At 31.2% G+C, this 18241-nt stretch carries 9 protein-coding genes, 1 pseudogene and 1 other annotated feature; of the genes and pseudogenes, 2 read left to right on the forward strand and 8 right to left on the reverse strand.

The features are described 5' to 3' along the window. Positions 1 to 99: 99 nt before the first annotated feature. The 5 genes from CLSA_RS19655 to CLSA_RS19675 form a co-directional block, all read right to left on the reverse strand. Entirely contained in the window at positions 100 to 456 is a 357-nt protein-coding gene (locus tag CLSA_RS19655) for a four-helix bundle copper-binding protein (RefSeq protein WP_022749724.1), read from the reverse strand. Between the two features lie 125 nt (positions 457 to 581). Next, positions 582 to 995 carry a MarR family winged helix-turn-helix transcriptional regulator gene (locus CLSA_RS19660; protein WP_077393859.1) on the reverse strand — a complete coding sequence of 138 codons (414 nt, stop codon included), beginning with the start codon at positions 993 to 995 and terminating at the stop codon, positions 582 to 584. A 215-nt stretch (positions 996 to 1210) separates the two neighbouring features. After that, positions 1211 to 2350, reverse strand: coding sequence for an acyl-CoA dehydrogenase family protein (locus tag CLSA_RS19665; RefSeq protein ID WP_022749734.1), 1140 nt, complete (start codon positions 2348 to 2350; stop codon positions 1211 to 1213). 86 nt (positions 2351 to 2436) lie between these two features. Beyond that, positions 2437 to 4005, reverse strand: coding sequence for an acyl CoA:acetate/3-ketoacid CoA transferase (locus CLSA_RS19670; protein WP_022749739.1), 1569 nt, complete (start codon positions 4003 to 4005; stop codon positions 2437 to 2439). Positions 4006 to 4115: 110 nt separating this feature from the next. Continuing rightward, complete coding sequence (locus CLSA_RS19675; RefSeq protein ID WP_022749743.1) at positions 4116 to 4892, reverse strand: short-chain-enoyl-CoA hydratase; 777 nt, start codon at positions 4890 to 4892, stop codon at positions 4116 to 4118. Between the two features lie 497 nt (positions 4893 to 5389). After that, positions 5390 to 5604 (forward strand) — a binding site (T-box leader). A gap of 209 nt (positions 5605 to 5813) precedes the next feature. On the opposite strand from CLSA_RS19675, the gene leuS reads away from it, so the two are divergent. After that, on the forward strand, positions 5814 to 8264 hold the full coding sequence (gene leuS / locus CLSA_RS19680; RefSeq protein WP_022749747.1) for a leucine--tRNA ligase: 2451 nt from the start codon (positions 5814 to 5816) through the stop codon (positions 8262 to 8264). A 72-nt stretch (positions 8265 to 8336) separates the two neighbouring features. Next, a pseudogene (locus CLSA_RS22995) lies at positions 8337 to 8495 on the forward strand (ATP-binding protein); the annotation flags it as partial. Positions 8496 to 8672: 177 nt separating this feature from the next. Here CLSA_RS22995 and CLSA_RS24155 read toward each other — a convergent pair. The 3 genes from CLSA_RS24155 to CLSA_RS24160 form a co-directional block, all read right to left on the reverse strand. Next, positions 8673 to 14477 (reverse strand): leucine-rich repeat protein, encoded by a 5805-nt coding sequence (locus tag CLSA_RS24155; protein WP_022749751.1) that lies wholly within the window; start codon positions 14475 to 14477, stop codon positions 8673 to 8675. A 615-nt stretch (positions 14478 to 15092) separates the two neighbouring features. Continuing rightward, a complete protein-coding gene (locus CLSA_RS19700) occupies positions 15093 to 16226 on the reverse strand; it encodes a response regulator (RefSeq protein WP_022749755.1) in 1134 nt (377 codons plus the stop codon). Positions 16227 to 16294: 68 nt separating this feature from the next. Next, positions 16295 to 18028, reverse strand: a complete 1734-nt coding sequence (locus tag CLSA_RS24160; protein ID WP_241392874.1) for a sensor histidine kinase — start codon at positions 18026 to 18028, stop codon at positions 16295 to 16297. Between the last annotated feature and the right edge of the window lie 213 nt (positions 18029 to 18241).

The following is an 18241-nucleotide window of genomic DNA, read 5'->3' on the forward strand; positions in this document are numbered from 1 at the left end:
AAAAAATTGCCATCATTTTAATTGATAGCAATTTTTACCTTAATATTAAAATTTACCTTTATAACTTTATATGTAGAATATCATAACATTGATATATATCTACATATTAATCATTTTTTCACATTCATCAGCACACTTATGGCACATATCTGCACATTTTGGACAATGATCATCTTTAAATGCTCTACATTCAGCTGCACAATTTTGACATATTATAGCACATACATTGCATAGTTCTCTTATATTTCCACTGCTTCGTGACATAAAACATGCAGATGTAGAACAAATTTCAGAACAATCTTGAAGTGATTTTATACAGTTCATTCTTTCTTTTACATCAGATTCTTGTAAACATAAATTCAAACATTCTTGACATATCTGAGAGCATTTAACGCAGATGTCAATACATGATTGCATTGGATTTCCTTCAGGAATTAAAGATTCCATTTCTTCCATTATTATTTCCTCCTTGATAATTTAATATTACAAGACATATTTTCTTCTAAATTCTAAGAAATATACTTAGGGAACGTTTATAATGAAATGATGCTAACTTTTACTGTTAGAAATCCACTGCCCAATTATCTAGCAATAGTTCTTAATGCATTTTTCAATTGTTTCTGATCTTCTTCGGAAAATCTCTCTAAAAAATCTTTATTTAAATCATCTATAATTTGTTCTATTTCTTTTCTATATTTAAGACCTTCCTCAGTAATAACAACATTAAGTGTTCTACGATCATTTTTATTTGGAACTCTTTGAATCAACCCTTTATTCTCCATTCTATCAAGTAGCCCTGTTATTGTTGAACTATCTAAACTTAAAATTTCTGAAATTTGCTTAGGAGTTTGATACTCCTCATCCCAAAGACATTTAAGTATTCCATATTGAACAGGAGTAACATCAAACTTAGCAAGTCTTGCTTTTAAACTTTGAAATACAACCTGTTGTGCTTTTGTAAGTAAAAAATTAATACATTCATTTAACTCCATAATAATCATACCTTTTCCATTAAATATTTATTATTTTATTCCAAATTAAGGTATCTTGTCAATTGGGCACATTCAAACAAATAACAAGACCAAAGTTGTCGCAAATGGATTTGTTATTTTTTTAAATGTGCTTTAATCATTTATTATTACAGAGATATCTTCATTTCAATAATAATCGCTACCATAGATTCTGCTCCAATTAGTGATTTTAATATGCTTTATCTAAAGATGCTTCCACTTATAATTAATTTTTGTATTTCATTTGTTCCTTCATATATTTGAGTTATCTTAGCATCTCTCATCATTCTTTCAACATTATATTCTTTCATATAACCATTTCCACCTAACATTTGAACTGCCTCAGTAGTTACATGCATTGCTGCATCTGTACAAGCAAGTTTTGCTTTAGCTGCTGAAACTGAATAAGGTCTTCCCTCTTGTTTATCCATCGCAGCCTTGTATAAAATATATTTAGCTTGTTCAATTTCAAGTTCTAACTCTGCCATCTTGAAAGCTAAATATTGATTTTTCCATAATGGTTTTCCGAATTGTTGTCTATCCTTCATATATTGTTTAGCAACATCGAATGCACCTTCTGCTATTCCAAGTCCCTGTGCTGCAACACCAATTCTTCCACCATCAAGAGTTTTCATTGCAATTCCAAAGCCTTTTCCTTCTATTCCAACTAAATTTTCAGCTGGTACTTTACAATTCTCAAATATAAGCTCTGAAACTTGAGCAGACCTTATACCACATTTATCTTCTACTTTTCCTATAGAAAAGCCTTCAAATCCCTTTTCAACTATAAAAGCTGATAATCCTTTTGATCCTTTAGTTTTATCAGTTAATGCAAATACTAAAAAAGTTTCTGATAAAGGCCCATTTGTAATAAAACATTTTGCACCATTTAAAATATAATAATCACCATCTTTATCAGCAGTTGTTATGCATCCACCTGCATCAGATCCAGCATTTGGTTCTGTTAATCCAAATGATCCAAATTTCTTTCCCGAAAGAACATCTGGAAGATATTTTTTCTTTTGCTCTTCTGAAGCAGCATTCATTATTCCACCTGCACAAAGAGATGTACTTACTGAATATGAAATTCCTAATGATCCACTTACCTTTGAAATTTCTTCAACCGCTAAGACATAAGATAAATAATCTCCATTACCTCCACCATATTCTCTTGGATATGGAACTCCTATTAATCCTAATTGCCCCATTTTTTTATAAGTATCAATTGGAAATTCTCCACTTTGATCGTATTCTATTACCTTTGGCTTAATTTCATTTTCTGCAAATTCTCTTACCACTTGTACAATTCTTTGTTGTTGTTCTGTTAAATTAAAATCCATTTCAAAACTCCTCCTAAATATGCCCTATATTTTAAATTTATTTCTCATGCACATTGCATGTATTTCTAATTAAGAATTTTTGAATTTCAAGATTCATTAGATTTATTTTTTAATCCCATTAATTTGTCATAAAATATTTTTTCATCCATTAGCTTAGGTACTCCATCCATTTTAGGCTTGAACTCCATCAAATCTAATACATCTTTTTGTAAATCAATTCCTGGAGCTATTTCTGTAAGATATAATCCATCTTTCCTTAGCTCAAATACTGCTCTTTCAGTCACATACATAACTTCCTGATTCATTTTTCTTGCGTAATCTCCACTAAATGTAATTTGCTCTACATTTTTAACAAACTTTTTAGCTCTTCCTTCTTGTTCTATCTTTAATTTTCCGTCACCTGTACTTATTTTTAAACCACCAGCTGTAAATGTCCCACAGAACAATACTTTTTTAGCATTTTGTGTTATGTTTATAAATCCTCCACATCCAGCTATACGTGGACCAAACTTACTTACATTTAAATTTCCATGTTCATCAACTTGAGCTAATCCTAAAAATGCTATATCTACTCCTCCACCATCATAAAAATCAAATTGATATGGTTGATCTATAATTGCTTCAGGGTTTATACTGGCTCCAAATGCTGTTCCTCCTTGTGGTACTCCTCCTATTGGACCAGCTTCTACAGTTAAAGTCATATATTCACCAATTCCTTCCTCATTGGCAACTGATGATATAACTTCTGGTATTCCTATACCTAAATTTACTATTGTATCAGCCTTTAATTCCATAGTGCATCTTTTAGCAATTATTTTTCTTTCATTTAATGGTGCTTTTTTCATAGTACTTAGAGGAACTCTGATGTCTCCTGTAACAGCTGGATTAAATTCACATCCAAATGATTGTTCATGTTCCTCTGGCTTTGAAACAACAATTCCATCTACATATATTCCTGGAATTTTTATTAGCCGAGGATCTAAAGTTCCTGACTCAACTATTTTTTCAACCTGCACTATAACTTTTCCACCATTGTTTTTACAAGCTTGAGCTATAGATGTATCTTCAAGGCTTGCAACTTCTCTTTCTAGTGAAATATTTCCATACTCATCAGCAAAAGAACCTCTTATAAAGCATACATTTATAGGAAAAGATTTATATAATAATTTTTCTTCTCCCTCTATGTTTATGAGCTTAACAATGTCCTCTGTTGTTTTTTCATTTAGTTTTCCTCCACTTATTCTTGGGTCTACAAACGTATTTAATCCAACGTGAGTTATTGTTCCAACTCTTTTTCCAGCAATATCTCTAAATAATTCAGATATTGTTCCTTGTGGTAAATTATAAGCTTCTATTTTATTTTCAATAGCCATTTTCCCGAGCTTTGGTGCAAGATTCCAATGTCCTGCAACAACTCTTTTAGTCATTCCTTCATGTGCATAGTGATCTGCACCTTTTCCTTTTCCATCGCCTTGTCCTGCTGCATGCACTAAAGTTATATTTTTAGGATGTCCTGTTTCAAGAAAAAGTTTCTCTATAGCACTACTGAGTGTTTCTGGTGCACTACTACCTACAAATCCACCAGTTACTAGTAAATCTTCATCTTTTACCATTTCAGCTGCTTCACGGCTTGTTAAAACGTTTACTTTCCTCACATATACCAATCCCTTCAAGATTAATAATTATTGATTTACACTATTTAGACACATTCAAAAAAATAACAAATCTATCTGCCAAGCTTATTTTCTTTCATGTGCCTTAATTTTTAACATCCCTTAAAAGAAGCTTTTCTCTTTCCTACAAACGCACTCATTCCTTCAGTTTGATCCTCTGTTGAGAAACATAATCCAAATAAATCTGCTTCAAAAGCATAAGCGGATTCTGTATCCATATTTAATCCATTGTTTATAGATGATTTTGCTAAACTAACCGCATAAGTTCCCTTACTCATTATCTTATTAGCCATTTCTTTTGCCTTATCTATTAATTCATTTGGTTCATATATTTTATTAACAAGACCAATTCTATACGCTTCATTTGCATCTATCATATCTGTAGTAAAAATAAGTTCTTTAGCTCTTCCCTTTCCAACTAATCTTGGAAGTCTTTGAGTTCCTGCAAATCCTGGAATTATTCCTAATCCGACTTCAGGTTGTCCGAATTTAGCTTTTGTAGACGCTAATCTTATGTCACAAGCCATTGATAATTCACAGCCTCCGCCTAATGCGTAACCGTTTACTGCCGCTATAACAATTTGTGGCATATTTTCAATATTAGAAAATACTTTCTGAGCTAATTTTGCCATTTCTCTTCCTTCTATTGCAGTCTTATCTTTCATTTCAGTTATATCTGCACCTGCTACAAAAGATTTCTCCCCTGCCCCAGTTATTATTACAGTATAGATATCCTTTCTTTCTGATATCTCATTTATTACTTGCCCTAATTCTTTCAATGTTTGAGTATTTAATGCGTTAAGTGACTTTGGTCTATTGATTGTTATCTCTGCTATACCATTCTCATGTTTAAAAATTACATTTTCCATTTAAATTTCCTCCTTGAATTTTATTTAATTTTTATAATAATAATTCATCCAGTCAATTGTTATTTTGTAATTTTCTTCCTGTAATTAAATTATATTTATATTCGTGTATCTTGTCAACAAGTATTTTGCATACAAGTAATTTTTGTACAAGATATTTTTAATTCTTTTAATATTATATAAGACCTCATTCTACTCTATTCTAAAAGATTCTATTTTATAATCATTATCATCGATGTATATCTAATCTGTACTATTAGTTAAGACTCATTCAAAAAAACATACAATCAAAATAGTAACATGAAAAAATGAAACAACTTTTATTGATAAAAATCCTTAGCAATATTCTATAGCAATCAAGCAAAATATTCTCCTTACTTTAGTTAAGTTGTATCACAAGTCTAAGTCTCAAATTGTTTATCTCTAATTTATTCTAATTATTGTAAATTAGCTTCTTGACTTTTTTATATTATTTAATATATAATATGCTTAAATTTGTATATATTGCGATGAGTAGGAGTAGTAATAATTCTTATAACTTAAAGAGAACTGTTGGTTGGTGAAAAACAGTGTTATATAATTATGAACTTGCCTAGGAGCTTACTTGCTAAAAACAAGTACGGTGAAACCCGTTAAAATTTTGAGTGAGAAGAATCAATTTAATTTTTTCTTCTAATTAGAGTGGTACCACGGAAATTATGCTTTCGTCTCTTGATTTAAGAGACGAGGGCTTTTTTATTTGGATGAATGATTAACAATAAATAATCACTGATTAATGGTTAACTATTAATAATGAAGGATTAAGGAAAGAAATTTCATAGAAATTTTTAATATATTTTTTAAAAATCCAATTCTACTGAATTTTATCCTTAATTATTCATTCTTAATCATTCATCCTAAATTAATATTATAGGAGGCTATATAATGGCAAATTACGGAACTAAAATCGATAAAAAATGGCAAAAGATATGGGGAGAAAATGAAACTTATAAGTTTAATCCTGAAAACTTAGATAAGAAACTTTATACTCTTGAAATGTTCTCTTATCCTTCAGGTGCTCAATTACATGCTGGTCACTGGTTTAACTATGGTCCAACAGACTCATGGGCGAGACTTAAGAGAATGCAAGGATATAATGTTTTCCAACCTATGGGTTTTGATGCTTTTGGATTACCTGCTGAAAACTATGCTATTAAAACAGGTATACATCCACAAGACTCTACTTTAAAGAATATTGAAACAATGGAAAAACAATTAAAATCAATGGGTGCTATGTTCAACTGGGAAAATGAAGTTGTTACTTGCCTTCCTGATTACTACAAATGGACTCAATGGTTATTTTTAAAACTTTATGAAAAAGGTTTAGCTTATAGAAAAAAAGCTCCTGTAAATTGGTGTCCATCTTGTAACACTGTTTTAGCTAATGAACAAGTTGTTGACGGAGTATGTGAAAGATGCAGTACTGAAGTTGTAAAAAAGGACTTAACTCAATGGTTCTTTAAAATAACTGATTATGCTGATGAATTACTTGATAAATTAGATGGATTAGATTGGCCTGAAAAGACTAAATCTATGCAAAAGCATTGGATTGGTAGATCATATGGTGCTGAAGTTACTTTTAAAGTTAAAGATTCAAAGTTAGATTTTAATGTATTTACTACAAGAGTTGATACACTAAACGGTGTTACATATGTAGTTTTAGCTCCTGAAAATAAATTAGTTGATGAGTTAACATTACCAGAATACAAAGATGCAGTTGAAGAATATAAAGAAGCTGCTTCTAAGCAATCTGAAATTGAAAGACAATCTGTTTCAAAAGAAAAAACAGGAATCTTCACTGGTTCTTACGCTATAAATCCTATTAATGGTAAGGAAGTTCCTATTTGGATTTCTGATTATGTATTATCTACATATGGTACTGGTTGCGTTATGGCAGTTCCAGCTCATGATGAAAGAGACTTTGCCTTTGCAACTAAATTCAATTTACCAATTGAAAGAGTTATAACTGATAAAGATAATAGTGATCCAGAACTTCCTTATTGTGAATACGGAGTACTTGTTAATTCAGGAAAATTTGATGGATTAACAACAGACGAAGCTAAAAAGAAAATTGTTGAAGAATTAGAAAAAGATAAATTAGGTTCAATGAAGGTAAACTTCAGATTAAGAGACTGGTTAGTTTCAAGACAAAGATATTGGGGTGCTCCAATTCCAGTTATATATTGTGATGATTGTGGAATAGTTCCAGTCCCAGAAAAGGATCTTCCAGTTAAACTTCCATACGATGTTGAATTCACTCCAGATGGTAAATCACCATTAAGTAAATCTGAAGAATTCATAAATACAACTTGTCCTATTTGTGGAGGTCATGCAAAAAGAGAAGCTGACACTTTAGATACATTTGTATGTTCATCTTGGTATTACTTAAGATATGCAGATAATAAAAACGAAGATGCACCATTTGATCCTGAGAAAATCAACAAGATACTTCCTGTAGATAAATATGTTGGTGGACCTGAGCATGCTTGTATGCATTTATTATATGCAAGATTTATAACAAAAGCTTTAAGAGATATGGGATACTTAAACTTTGGTGAACCGTTCTTAAGCTTAACTCATCAAGGATTAATCTTAGGACCAGATGGACTTAAAATGAGTAAATCAAAAGGAAATACAATTTCTCCAGACGATTACATCAAAGAATATGGTGCTGATGTATTTAGAATGTACTTAATGTTTGGATTCGGCTATACTGAAGGTGGAGCTTGGAATGATGATGGTATAAAATCTGTCGGAAAATTTGTAGATAGAATTGAAAGAACTTTAGAAACTTGCATAAACTTATTCTCATCTAATGAGAATACTAAAGATTCTATTGACTCGGCTGAAAAAGAGTTAAACTTCTGGAAACATACAGCTATAAAAGGTGTCACTGAAGATGGAAACAAAATGCAATTTAATACTGCAATCGCAAGACTTATGGAATTCGTTAATGCACTAAATAAATATCTTCAAGAAGATATTAAAAATGTAAGTTTCTTAAAAGAGACTATAACTGATTTCTTAAAATTACTTGCACCATTTGCACCTCACTTTGCTGAAGAACAATGGAGTTTACTTGGAAATACTTCAACAATCTTTAATGAAAGATTACCAGAATTCGATCCTTCTGCTCTAGTTAAAGATGAAGTTGAAATTGCTATCCAAATCAATGGTAAAATAAAAGCTAAAATCAATATTCCTTCAAATTTAGATGAAGATGGTATAAAGAAAGCTTCTTTAGAAAATAAAACTGTTCAAGAAAATACTGAAGGCAAAAATATAATTAAAGTGATTGTTATTAAAGGAAGACTTGTTAATATAGTTGTTAAGTAAAATTTACAATTTATTATAAATTAGTTCTATAAATTTAAAAAGACAGTAGAGTTTTAATATGATGGTCCTGGTTTTGAAAACAATGAACTTTCTAATATATTCGAAAGATTCTATAAAGGAACAAAAGAAAATTATGGACTTGGATTATCCATTAGTAAAAATATTATTGAAAAATTAAACGGACAAATCACTGCTATCAATTTAAATTCTGGTGCTTCCTTTATAATCTAAATACCAATAAGCACCAATATATAAATATAATAAAAGCATGCTTTTATTGGCAAAACTTTATAATCTCTGTATAGCCAAAAAGAGGATTCATAAATTTGAATCCTCTTTTTTACATTAACTAATATCACATTAATCTTAATAAGGGTAATTTCTATATATAAATCTTAATTTATTCATCTAAATTAATGCTCCATCATTTCCTAAAGCATACCCATCAATTACTGTGTCACTTGCCATAGTTCCATTAGAATTGAAGTAATACCACTTGCTATCTATTATTTGCCAGCCTGTCTTCATAACTCCTAAGGCACCATAGTCACTGCCATCACATAAGTAATACCAGTTTCCATCTGTATCTTTAAGCCAACCTGTTGTTAGCTTTCCATTGGCATCTAAATGGAACCATTGTCCTACTGTATCTTGTCCGTCGTATGTCCATTCTCCATTTTCTGATTTATGCCAGCCTTTTTCCATAGTTCCATCATTCTTTATGAAATACCAGCTGCCATTATCAAATTTCCATCCAGCTTTGACTTTAGTATTTTCATTCAATTTTACAATTGTAAAATCACTGAATTTAGGTGTTCTGAATTTAAGTCCATAAACTCCATTTCCATAATCTACAACTGCTCCTTTTTCAAGTACCTTTTCTCCATCACTATGCTCAATGAATATTCCAAGATCATTTAAAAATGCTTGTCTTTGTGCTGGATCAGTTGGGAGATTAATTCCTGTTAATGGCAATGTAATATCTACAGGTCTTTGACCAATATTTGTTTCTATTGTCATTGGTGTTCCTAAAACTTGTACTCCGTCATTTCCTGCTACTGCTTTCACTGCAGCTTCCTTATCTGCTGTTGTCTTAATTCCTGCCTGCTTTACTTCATCTTTTATTGGAACAACTCTAAAATATAAATCTCCATTTAATTGTCCGCTTGCAGCTACGTCTTGCACCCCTTCTTTTGGAATAGAAACTATAGCACCATTTGTTTCTATTTCTAGATTTACATTTCCACTTGAAAGTGCAGATAATGTATCATTCGGAATATTAACTTGTGTCTCTAATACTGCTGAATCTGAATCTGCTGCAACTATTCTTGCTGTGTCCTTTCCTTGGCTTGCTAATGCTGATATTGTTTCTCTTGCCTTATCAGCTGTATAAGTTACTTTGTCAGTCTTAGTTCCATTACTTGCTGCAGTTTGTTCAATTACAGTTTGTGAAATTGTATTATGACTTGTTCCATCTGTAACATTTACTGCAATTTGCTTTGTTGAACTCGTGTTACTAGTTGCCGAGCTATTTGAATGCTTGTGACTTGATGAATGTGAATTATTGTCTGATGTATTTCTTAAAATCTTTCCAACTTTATTATTAAAGGAAACATCCTCATATTCAGCACGTACACCTATATATTTGTTTACATCTCCACTTGTCAATTTATAAGTTTTTCCTGTTCCTATTTCATGACTAAATTCTGAATTTGAATTATCTAATCTATACCATTTATATGTTACAGTTGCACTTGTTGTAAATGCATTTCCATCTTCACCTATAAGCTGTGAGGTTAATATATCTCCAACTTTTGGTGTTCCTTCAATTCTTACTCCTGATGGTACTCCTATAGTATTAGTATTTGCTGCACCAACAATTACATTAGCACTTGCTTGTAAGTTATTTGGATTTGTCACTCCATCTGGTAATTCAAATTCTCCTACAAATCTATATGTTCCTGCTCTGTCTCCATCATAGTTTGCACCATCATAATCCCAGCTTACTGCTGCACTTGTTGTTGTATTATTACTTAAGTCTATAGTTACTGTTTCTGGTAAATTTATGTCACTTCTTTCTGTTCCATTGTCTACAGTTATATTATCTAATGATTCTACACTTTCCACTGTTACTGCTGCTGGCGTTGTTCCATTTTCAGCTGTTCTAACATTAACAGCTACACTTGCTTTTAAATTAGTCGGATTTGTTATTCCATCTGGTAATCTTAATCTTCCTGTAAATATATATGTTCCTGCTCTATCTCCATTATATTCAGGAGTTGCATCTTCCCATCTTACCTGTGCACTTGTTGTTGTTGAATCACTTAAAGTTACATCAACTGTATCTGGTAAATCTATGTCACTTCTTTCTGTTCCATTGTCTACAGTTATATTATCTAATGATTCTACACTTTCCACTGTTACTGCTGCTGGCGTTGTTCCATTTTCAGCTGTTCTAACATTAACAGCTACACTTGCTTTTAAATTAGTCGGATTTGTTATTCCATCTGGTAATCTTAATCTTCCTGTAAATACATATGTTCCTGCTGTACCTCCATCATATTCAGGAGTTGCATCTCCCCATCTTACTTGTGCACTTGTTGTTGTTGAATCACTTAAAGTTACATCAACTGTATCTGGTAAATCTAAATCATCTCTTGTTGTTCCATTATCTACAGTTATAGAATCTATTGGACTTACTTCTGTAACACTTACTTCATTAGGTTCAGCTGGATTTACTGTTAATTTAGCCACATTTGAAGTTACAGGACTTCCTGTTATTCCACTTGCCACTACTTCATATTTATAATTATTCATTTCTACTGTTGCATTAGTTAAATTTAATATATCTGTTGTTGCTCCACTATAAATTGAATCATTTACTACATCAACAAATCCATTTCCATCTCCCTTATCAACTTTCCATTGATATGTTAAACTGCTTCCGCTTGCTTCAACTGTAAAACTTGTGTTATTTCCAGTTGTTACTGTCTTATCACTTGGCTGTGTAGTTATACTTGGTGCTACTGGAGCTGCTGGTGCTGCTGTTACTGTTATTGTTGCTGCTCCTGTTTTAGTTCCATCTACTGTTGATGTAGCTGTTATTGTATAGTCTCCTGGCTCTGCATCTGCTGCTACTGTTACTAATCCAGTAGTTGGATCTACTGCTACTTTTCCATTTGTATCACTGCTTGACCAAGTTACAGTTTGGGCTGCTCCGCCTGTTGCATCTACTGTTGCTGCCAATTGCTTTGTATAACCTTGTACTACACTTGCAGTTGCTGGAGTTACTGTAACACTGTTTACTACTGGTGTTGCTGCCGGTGCTGGAAGATTCACTGATCCACTACTTATCCCAACATCACTTAAACCAAATTCTAATTTTGCGCCTGTTACTGCTGCTTCGTTTGTTGCTCCAAGATCATCAAACCTTGCAATACCATTATTTACTGTTGCTCTTGTAGTTCCTGTTAGAGTCCAATCTCCTTCACCAAATTTACTCACATAAACTTGGGTTGTGCTATCATTGGTACATATGTTTCCATAAAAATCCGTGATAGTTACTATTGGCTGTTGTGCAAATCTTCCACCGTTTGATGACGGTGCTGTTATATCCTGCGTTAATGTTTCTTTTTCTGCTTCTGCTGGCACAGGTGTTATTGAAATAGCCTCTGCATCTGGAGTATTTACCCCCTCTACACTAAATACTATATTTTGTTCTGCAGCATTAGTTAATCTTAAATTTAATGTTGCAACACCATTTAAGAAATTCAAATTTCTTGTTGTTGATGCTTGAGTAATTTGATTATAATTTAGACTTCCATAACTGCCATTTGGCGCTGCTGTATATCCTGATACTGTAACTGGTTTTGTGCCAGTGAAGGTTGTATCTGTGCTGCCAGTTGAATCCTTCACAGTTAATGTAACTACGTTATCTACTCCTGCTGTTGGTGATGAACTTGCTGCCGCCGCTGCTACTGTGTATGCTGTCGTTGCCGCTGTATCCGTTGTTACATCAAGGGAACTTCCGTAAAAAGCATCATTCATTACTAATCTAAATTTGTAAGAAGTACTTACTGTTAATCCTGTTACAGTTGCACTTGTTGATGAAGCATCTAACGCTCCTGTTGCTGCATCACTCCAAGTAGTTCCTCCATCTGCCGATTGTTGCAGCTTTACTGAAGTCGCTCCTGTTTGTGCTGGAAACGATACTGTTGCTGTTGTTGCTGTTTTTTGACCTAACGTTAAAGGAACTGATGGCAAAATAATTTGTATATTATTACTATTTGTCTTATATGACTGAACATATCCTGCTCTAGCCAAATCAGGTACATAGAATATTGCATCATTATTAATATAACTAAATGCAGAAGTCCCTATACTTGTTATACTGTCTGGAATTGTTATTGACGTTAATCCCATACAGTAAGTAAATGCAGAAGCCCCTATACTTGTTACACTGTTTGGGATTGTTATTGACGTTAAACCAACACAACCCAAAAATGCACTATCACCTATACTTGTTATACTGTTTGGGATTGTTATTGATATTAAGTTAATACAATCATTAAATGCATAATTACCTATACTTGTTACACTCTTCCCACCAATTTGAGATGGTATTGTAATGTCTGTACTTGTCCCTGTATACCCAGTTATTTGACACTCATTTCCATTTAATGCAAATTTAAATCCATGTACTGTTAATGTTGCTGTTCCTTTCTTAGTTCCATCTACTGTTGATGTAGCTGTTATTGTATAGTCTCCTGGCTGTGCATCTGCTGCTACTGATACTAAACCATTTGCATCTACTGTTACTTTATTATTTGTATCACTGCTTGACCAAGTTACACTTTGATCTGCTCCTCCTGTTGCATCTACTGTTGCTGTCAATTGTTCAGTATGACCTTGCTCTACACTTGAAGTTGCTGGAGTTACTGAAACACTGTTTATTCCTGGTGCTTGTCCTGCATCTGTTGTTACATCAAGGGAACTTCCATAAAAAGCATCATTCATTACTAATCTAAATTTGTAAGAAGTACTTGCTGTTAATCCTGTTACAGTTGCACTTGTTGATGTAGCATCTAATGTTCCTGTTGCAGCATCACTCCAAGTAGTTCCTACATCTGCTGATTGTTGCAGCTTTACTGAAGTCGCTCCTGTTTGTGCTGGAAACGATACTGTTGCTGTTGTTGCTGTTTTTTGACCTAATGTTAAAGCAACTGGTAAAATGATTTGTATATTACCCGTCTTATATGATTTAACTTCTTCTGCTATAGTTAAGTCAGGTACATAGAATATTGCATTATTACTAATATTGCCAAATGCAACATTACCTATACTTGTTACACTATCTGGGATTGTTATTGATTTTAGGCTGTTACAACCATAAAATGCAGCGTTTCCTATGCTTGTTACACTACTTGGTATTGTTATTGACGTTAAGCCACTACAACCATAAAATGCACCGTTTTCTATACTTGTTACACTACTTGGTATTGTTATTGACGTTAAGCCACTACAACCATAAAATGCAGCGATTCCTATACTTGTTACACTACTTGGTATTGTTATTGACGTTAAGCCACTACAAAAATCAAATGTATCCATTGCTATACTTGTTACACTACTTGGTATTGTTATTGACGTTAAGCCACTACAACCAGAAAATGCACCGTTTCCTATACTTGTTACACTACTTGGTATTGTTATTGACGTTAAGCCACTACAACCAGAAAATGTACCGATTCCTATACTTGTTACACTACTTGGTATTGTTATTGACGTTAAGCCACTACAACCATAAAATGCACTGTTTCCTATACTTGTTACACTACTTGGTATTGTTATTGACGTTAAGCCACTACACCTACTAAATGCACTGTTTCCTATACTTGTTACACTACTTGGTATTGTTATTGACGTTAAGCTACTCCAATTCCGAAAGGCATCATCACCTATACTTGTTACACTTATCCCATCAATTTGAGATGGAATTATAACATTCTTGCTTGTCCCTGTATATCCAGTTATTTTATATGAGCCATCAACACCTGTTGAAAATGTAAATCCAGCTGCCGTAGCTTGATCTTCTGTATATGCTACATCACTACTTGCAAAAACTGCAATTGGATTTATAGTAGGCACAGTTGCTGCTACAGTTGTGGCTATCATTACTGTAGCTATTAATTGTTTTAATTTTTTGCTTTTCATTTATATGCTCCTCGTTTCTTATATCGTATATATTTGCAATTTTATCTTAATATAAATTTTTCAATAACTAAAAAATCACTATATAAAAACAACTAATTGAATAAATATTTGAATTTCATTATGTTTTTGCATATATCTACAAATTTTTATTTAATATTACATTTTTCATATTTACAATAATATTCTACAATATTCAGGTAAAAGAAAAGTAAAAGAATATCTACATACACAATATACAGAAAGTATAAAAAAATATGCAAGCACTAAAATAATTTTAATACTTACATATTTTTTGTCATAATTTAAGTCACTGAATTTAAGTAATTGTTCTTTCTCTCTTATAGATAAACAATTTAAGAACTATACTTATTTGTGGTTAATATATCCACTAAAAATCATATATATATTTGTGAAATAACCATTTGAAATTGAGCTGTTGAAGATTCTTAATGGGAGTTTGTTCCATTTACTGCTTGTCAAAATAAGTATTTGGAACATGCACAAATGGTCACAAGCTCCCATTTAGAATTTTCCAGCGAAAATTTCATAAGTCCGATGGAACAAATATATATCTGATTTTGGTTATTCACCACATAAGTTTAAGTTATAAGTTGTTTATCTATGCTCACTAAAACTTTTTAGAAGTTTTTCATAGAAGTTTATTATTTCACATCCAGGATTTACGCCAAATTCTTTTTTAATCATTCTTTCATAATCCTGAAAGTGTTTAATTAAAGAGTTTTTATCCTTTTGTGCTTCAAATAATCTCATCAACAAACAATTCGCCTCCTCATTAAGAGCATCCAATTTAATTATTTTTTTTAATATATACGAAGCATTATTTAAATCTCTATTATTCAAAAGATATTTAACTAATTTTATTGCTAAATTCAAATATAAATTTAAATATTTTTCATTTTCCGATATACTCCAATAATATATTCTATCACCTAATAGCTCTCCAATAAAAATCTTTTCTGTATCCAAAGCATCTTTAATATTTTCTTCATTTATTTCCTTGATTCTTCCAACACTCTTCTCAAAATCCATACAGTCTACATAGAACTCACTACATTCCAACTTATAATATCCGTTTTTTAATATTAGTATTGAATTTGAAACATGTGGTTCAAAGGCTTTTCTAATTTGGTAGACAGATGTTTTTAAATAATTTTCAGCATTTTTTAATGGCATACCCTGAAATACATCTTCAATAATTACATTCTTTGATATATTACGTCCTCTATTTAAAAGAAGGTATATAAAAAGTTCCATACTCTTTGCTGACATCCATTTTACAGTACCTAAGCTTTTACTGCTTACATCTATCCCACCCAAAAGGTATACAGAAATATTTTTTTCTTTTTCAGGTATTTTTTTAATTAATAATGACCTTTTTTCAAAAGCCCGTTTTATAGTCCGCTCCACTCTTTCTTTTAAAACCGGTTTTATAATATAATCAAATGCATATATTTCAAAAGCATCTAGAGCATATTCTCTATGTGATGTAATAAATACAATATCTGTTGACGGACTCATATGATATATGTTCCTTGCTAATTCCATGCCATTTTCTCCAGGCATACTTATATCTAAAAACACCATATCTATGCAATTATCTTTTATAAATTCTAATACATTAATTGAACTGTTAAATGTATTTACTATTTCAACCCCCTCAATCTTATTCATAATTCTTTTTAGAATAAGAATCATAGCTTTGTCATCATCAACTAGAATTACTTTCATTATATACATACCCCCTGATTCTATTTGATATACCATCACAAAAATAACTTTTTATCAACCTAACGCTTTTAAATATTTTTCCCTGATAAAATTGTAAAATAAAAAGTACTACCTTTGCCATAGCTGCTTTCTGCCCATATATCACCATTGTTTTTTTCTATAAACTGCTTACAAATCATTAATCCAATTCCTGTTCCCTTTTCCCCTGCTGTTCCAAAAGTACTACAATAATTAGAATTATCAAACAAAGCATCTAATTTTTCATTTTCTATTCCAATTCCACTATCCTTGACCGCTATAGTAACTACACCAGAAACTTCTTCTGCCCATATCTTTATATACCCACCGCTGTTAGTAAACTTTACTGCATTTGAAAAAAGATTTCTCACTACTATTTCAAACATTTCTCTGTCTACATTTACAAAAATATCTCTAGAGATTTCATAATTTACTTTGATGCCTTTTAATTGAGCATTTTTTTCTAACAGCATTAGAGAATTTTTCATTATGTCAAAAAGTTTCCACGTAAGATTCCTATAAACCATACCATCCATTTGACTTCCAAACCATTGAAGTACATTTTCAACCATTTCATAAGTGTTTTTTACATTGGCTTTAATTTCACTTAAAACTTCCCTATTTTCTTCCTTATATATATCATTTTCATCTTCTAAAAGTTCTAATAAACTTAATAAAACCCCAAGAGGAGATTTAACATCGTGAGAAACTACTTTAAATAAGTTATCCTTAAAAGTATTTAACTCCAAAAGATTTTCTTGTTGCTTTTTTTCTTTAGTAATATCACTAAGAATCAATATTTTTCCAAGTATATTACGATTTTTCTCATATATATAATTAATACTCATTTTATAGAATTTTAGCTCATTTTTATTTTTAAGACTTATTAAGCCTTCTTTATATTCATTGCTATTTACAGCTCTTATTATATCCTCATATTCTTTAAATACTTCTTCAAACTGCTTGTCACCTTGATTTATATAATTTAATTCATGAATAATGCCTTTAGAAGAATTATTAAAATTAACTATATTATTCTCATTATCTAATATAATAACCCCTTCCAGCATACTAGAAAATACCTTCTCAAGTGCTATTGGAGTAAGCTTTAATAACTTAAATTTTACTACAGCACAACTATACATTATTCCTGAAATAGAAAGTGCAATTGGGCATAAATCTAAATCAAAAGGTGCCAATCCCAGCGAGTAAATAACATCTGCAATCCATGGAATTACACAAGATATTATTATTAATAACAATTGCTTTCTTATGACTGATACTTCATTTATATAGTCTAATATGAAAATTATGAGGCCTATAAGTGTTACTAAATAATTATATACAATATGAATCCAATACCAGGGACCATGTATTACTTCTAGGATTGGAAAAATCCCCTTATTATTCATGTACATTTCTTTATAAAACAAATGATGAAAATCATTTGTCCAATTGACTATTAATATAGTAATAGAAATAACATATAGCAACGCTAAAGTTCCTTTTTTAATCTTATCTGTTTTTCCAGTAAAACAAAGCGCAAAAACTAGCCATAATACACCAAAAAATGAACTTCCCAAATATTCTACTTTAACCCAAAACTTTACCCACTCAATATTTGTACATAATATTTCAAATGCGTATCCAAAACCATGAATTGATATTGCAATTAATGATATTGAAATATACTTTTTTCTCCTATTCCATGCAAAATATCCTATATAAATTAATGTTAATGAAGATAGTATTAAAATTAAACTAAAATAATAATTTATGTTCAGACAATATCACCTCATTTTATTTCTTTTTTCAACATTTTTAGACATTATATTCTTATAATACTATACAGTTCTAAATGTTTCAATTAATCCTAATAAACTAACTATAATTACTTATAATTGATATACAAAATTAAAAGATTACTTAAATTAAAAGAACTAGAATAGGATAAATTCCATTCTAGTTCTTTACCTTAATGAAGTTTAATATTATTT

The organism is Clostridium saccharobutylicum DSM 13864 (assembly GCF_000473995.1).
Classification (GTDB): Bacteria; Bacillota; Clostridia; order Clostridiales; family Clostridiaceae; genus Clostridium; species Clostridium saccharobutylicum.

What these genes read in the sequence shown, in the direction of transcription:
- CLSA_RS19655 (WP_022749724.1), bottom strand. Translation starts at nt 456, where the DNA reads ATGGAAGAAATGGAATCTTTAATTCCTGAAGGAAATCCAATGCAATCA.
- CLSA_RS19665 (WP_022749734.1), bottom strand. Translation starts at nt 2,350, where the DNA reads ATGGATTTTAATTTAACAGAACAACAACAAAGAATTGTACAAGTGGTA.
- CLSA_RS19675 (WP_022749743.1), bottom strand. Translation starts at nt 4,892, where the DNA reads ATGGAAAATGTAATTTTTAAACATGAGAATGGTATAGCAGAGATAACA.
- leuS (WP_022749747.1), top strand. Translation starts at nt 5,814, where the DNA reads ATGGCAAATTACGGAACTAAAATCGATAAAAAATGGCAAAAGATATGG.
- CLSA_RS24155 (WP_022749751.1), bottom strand. Translation starts at nt 14,477, where the DNA reads ATGAAAAGCAAAAAATTAAAACAATTAATAGCTACAGTAATGATAGCC.
- CLSA_RS19700 (WP_022749755.1), bottom strand. Translation starts at nt 16,226, where the DNA reads ATGAAAGTAATTCTAGTTGATGATGACAAAGCTATGATTCTTATTCTA.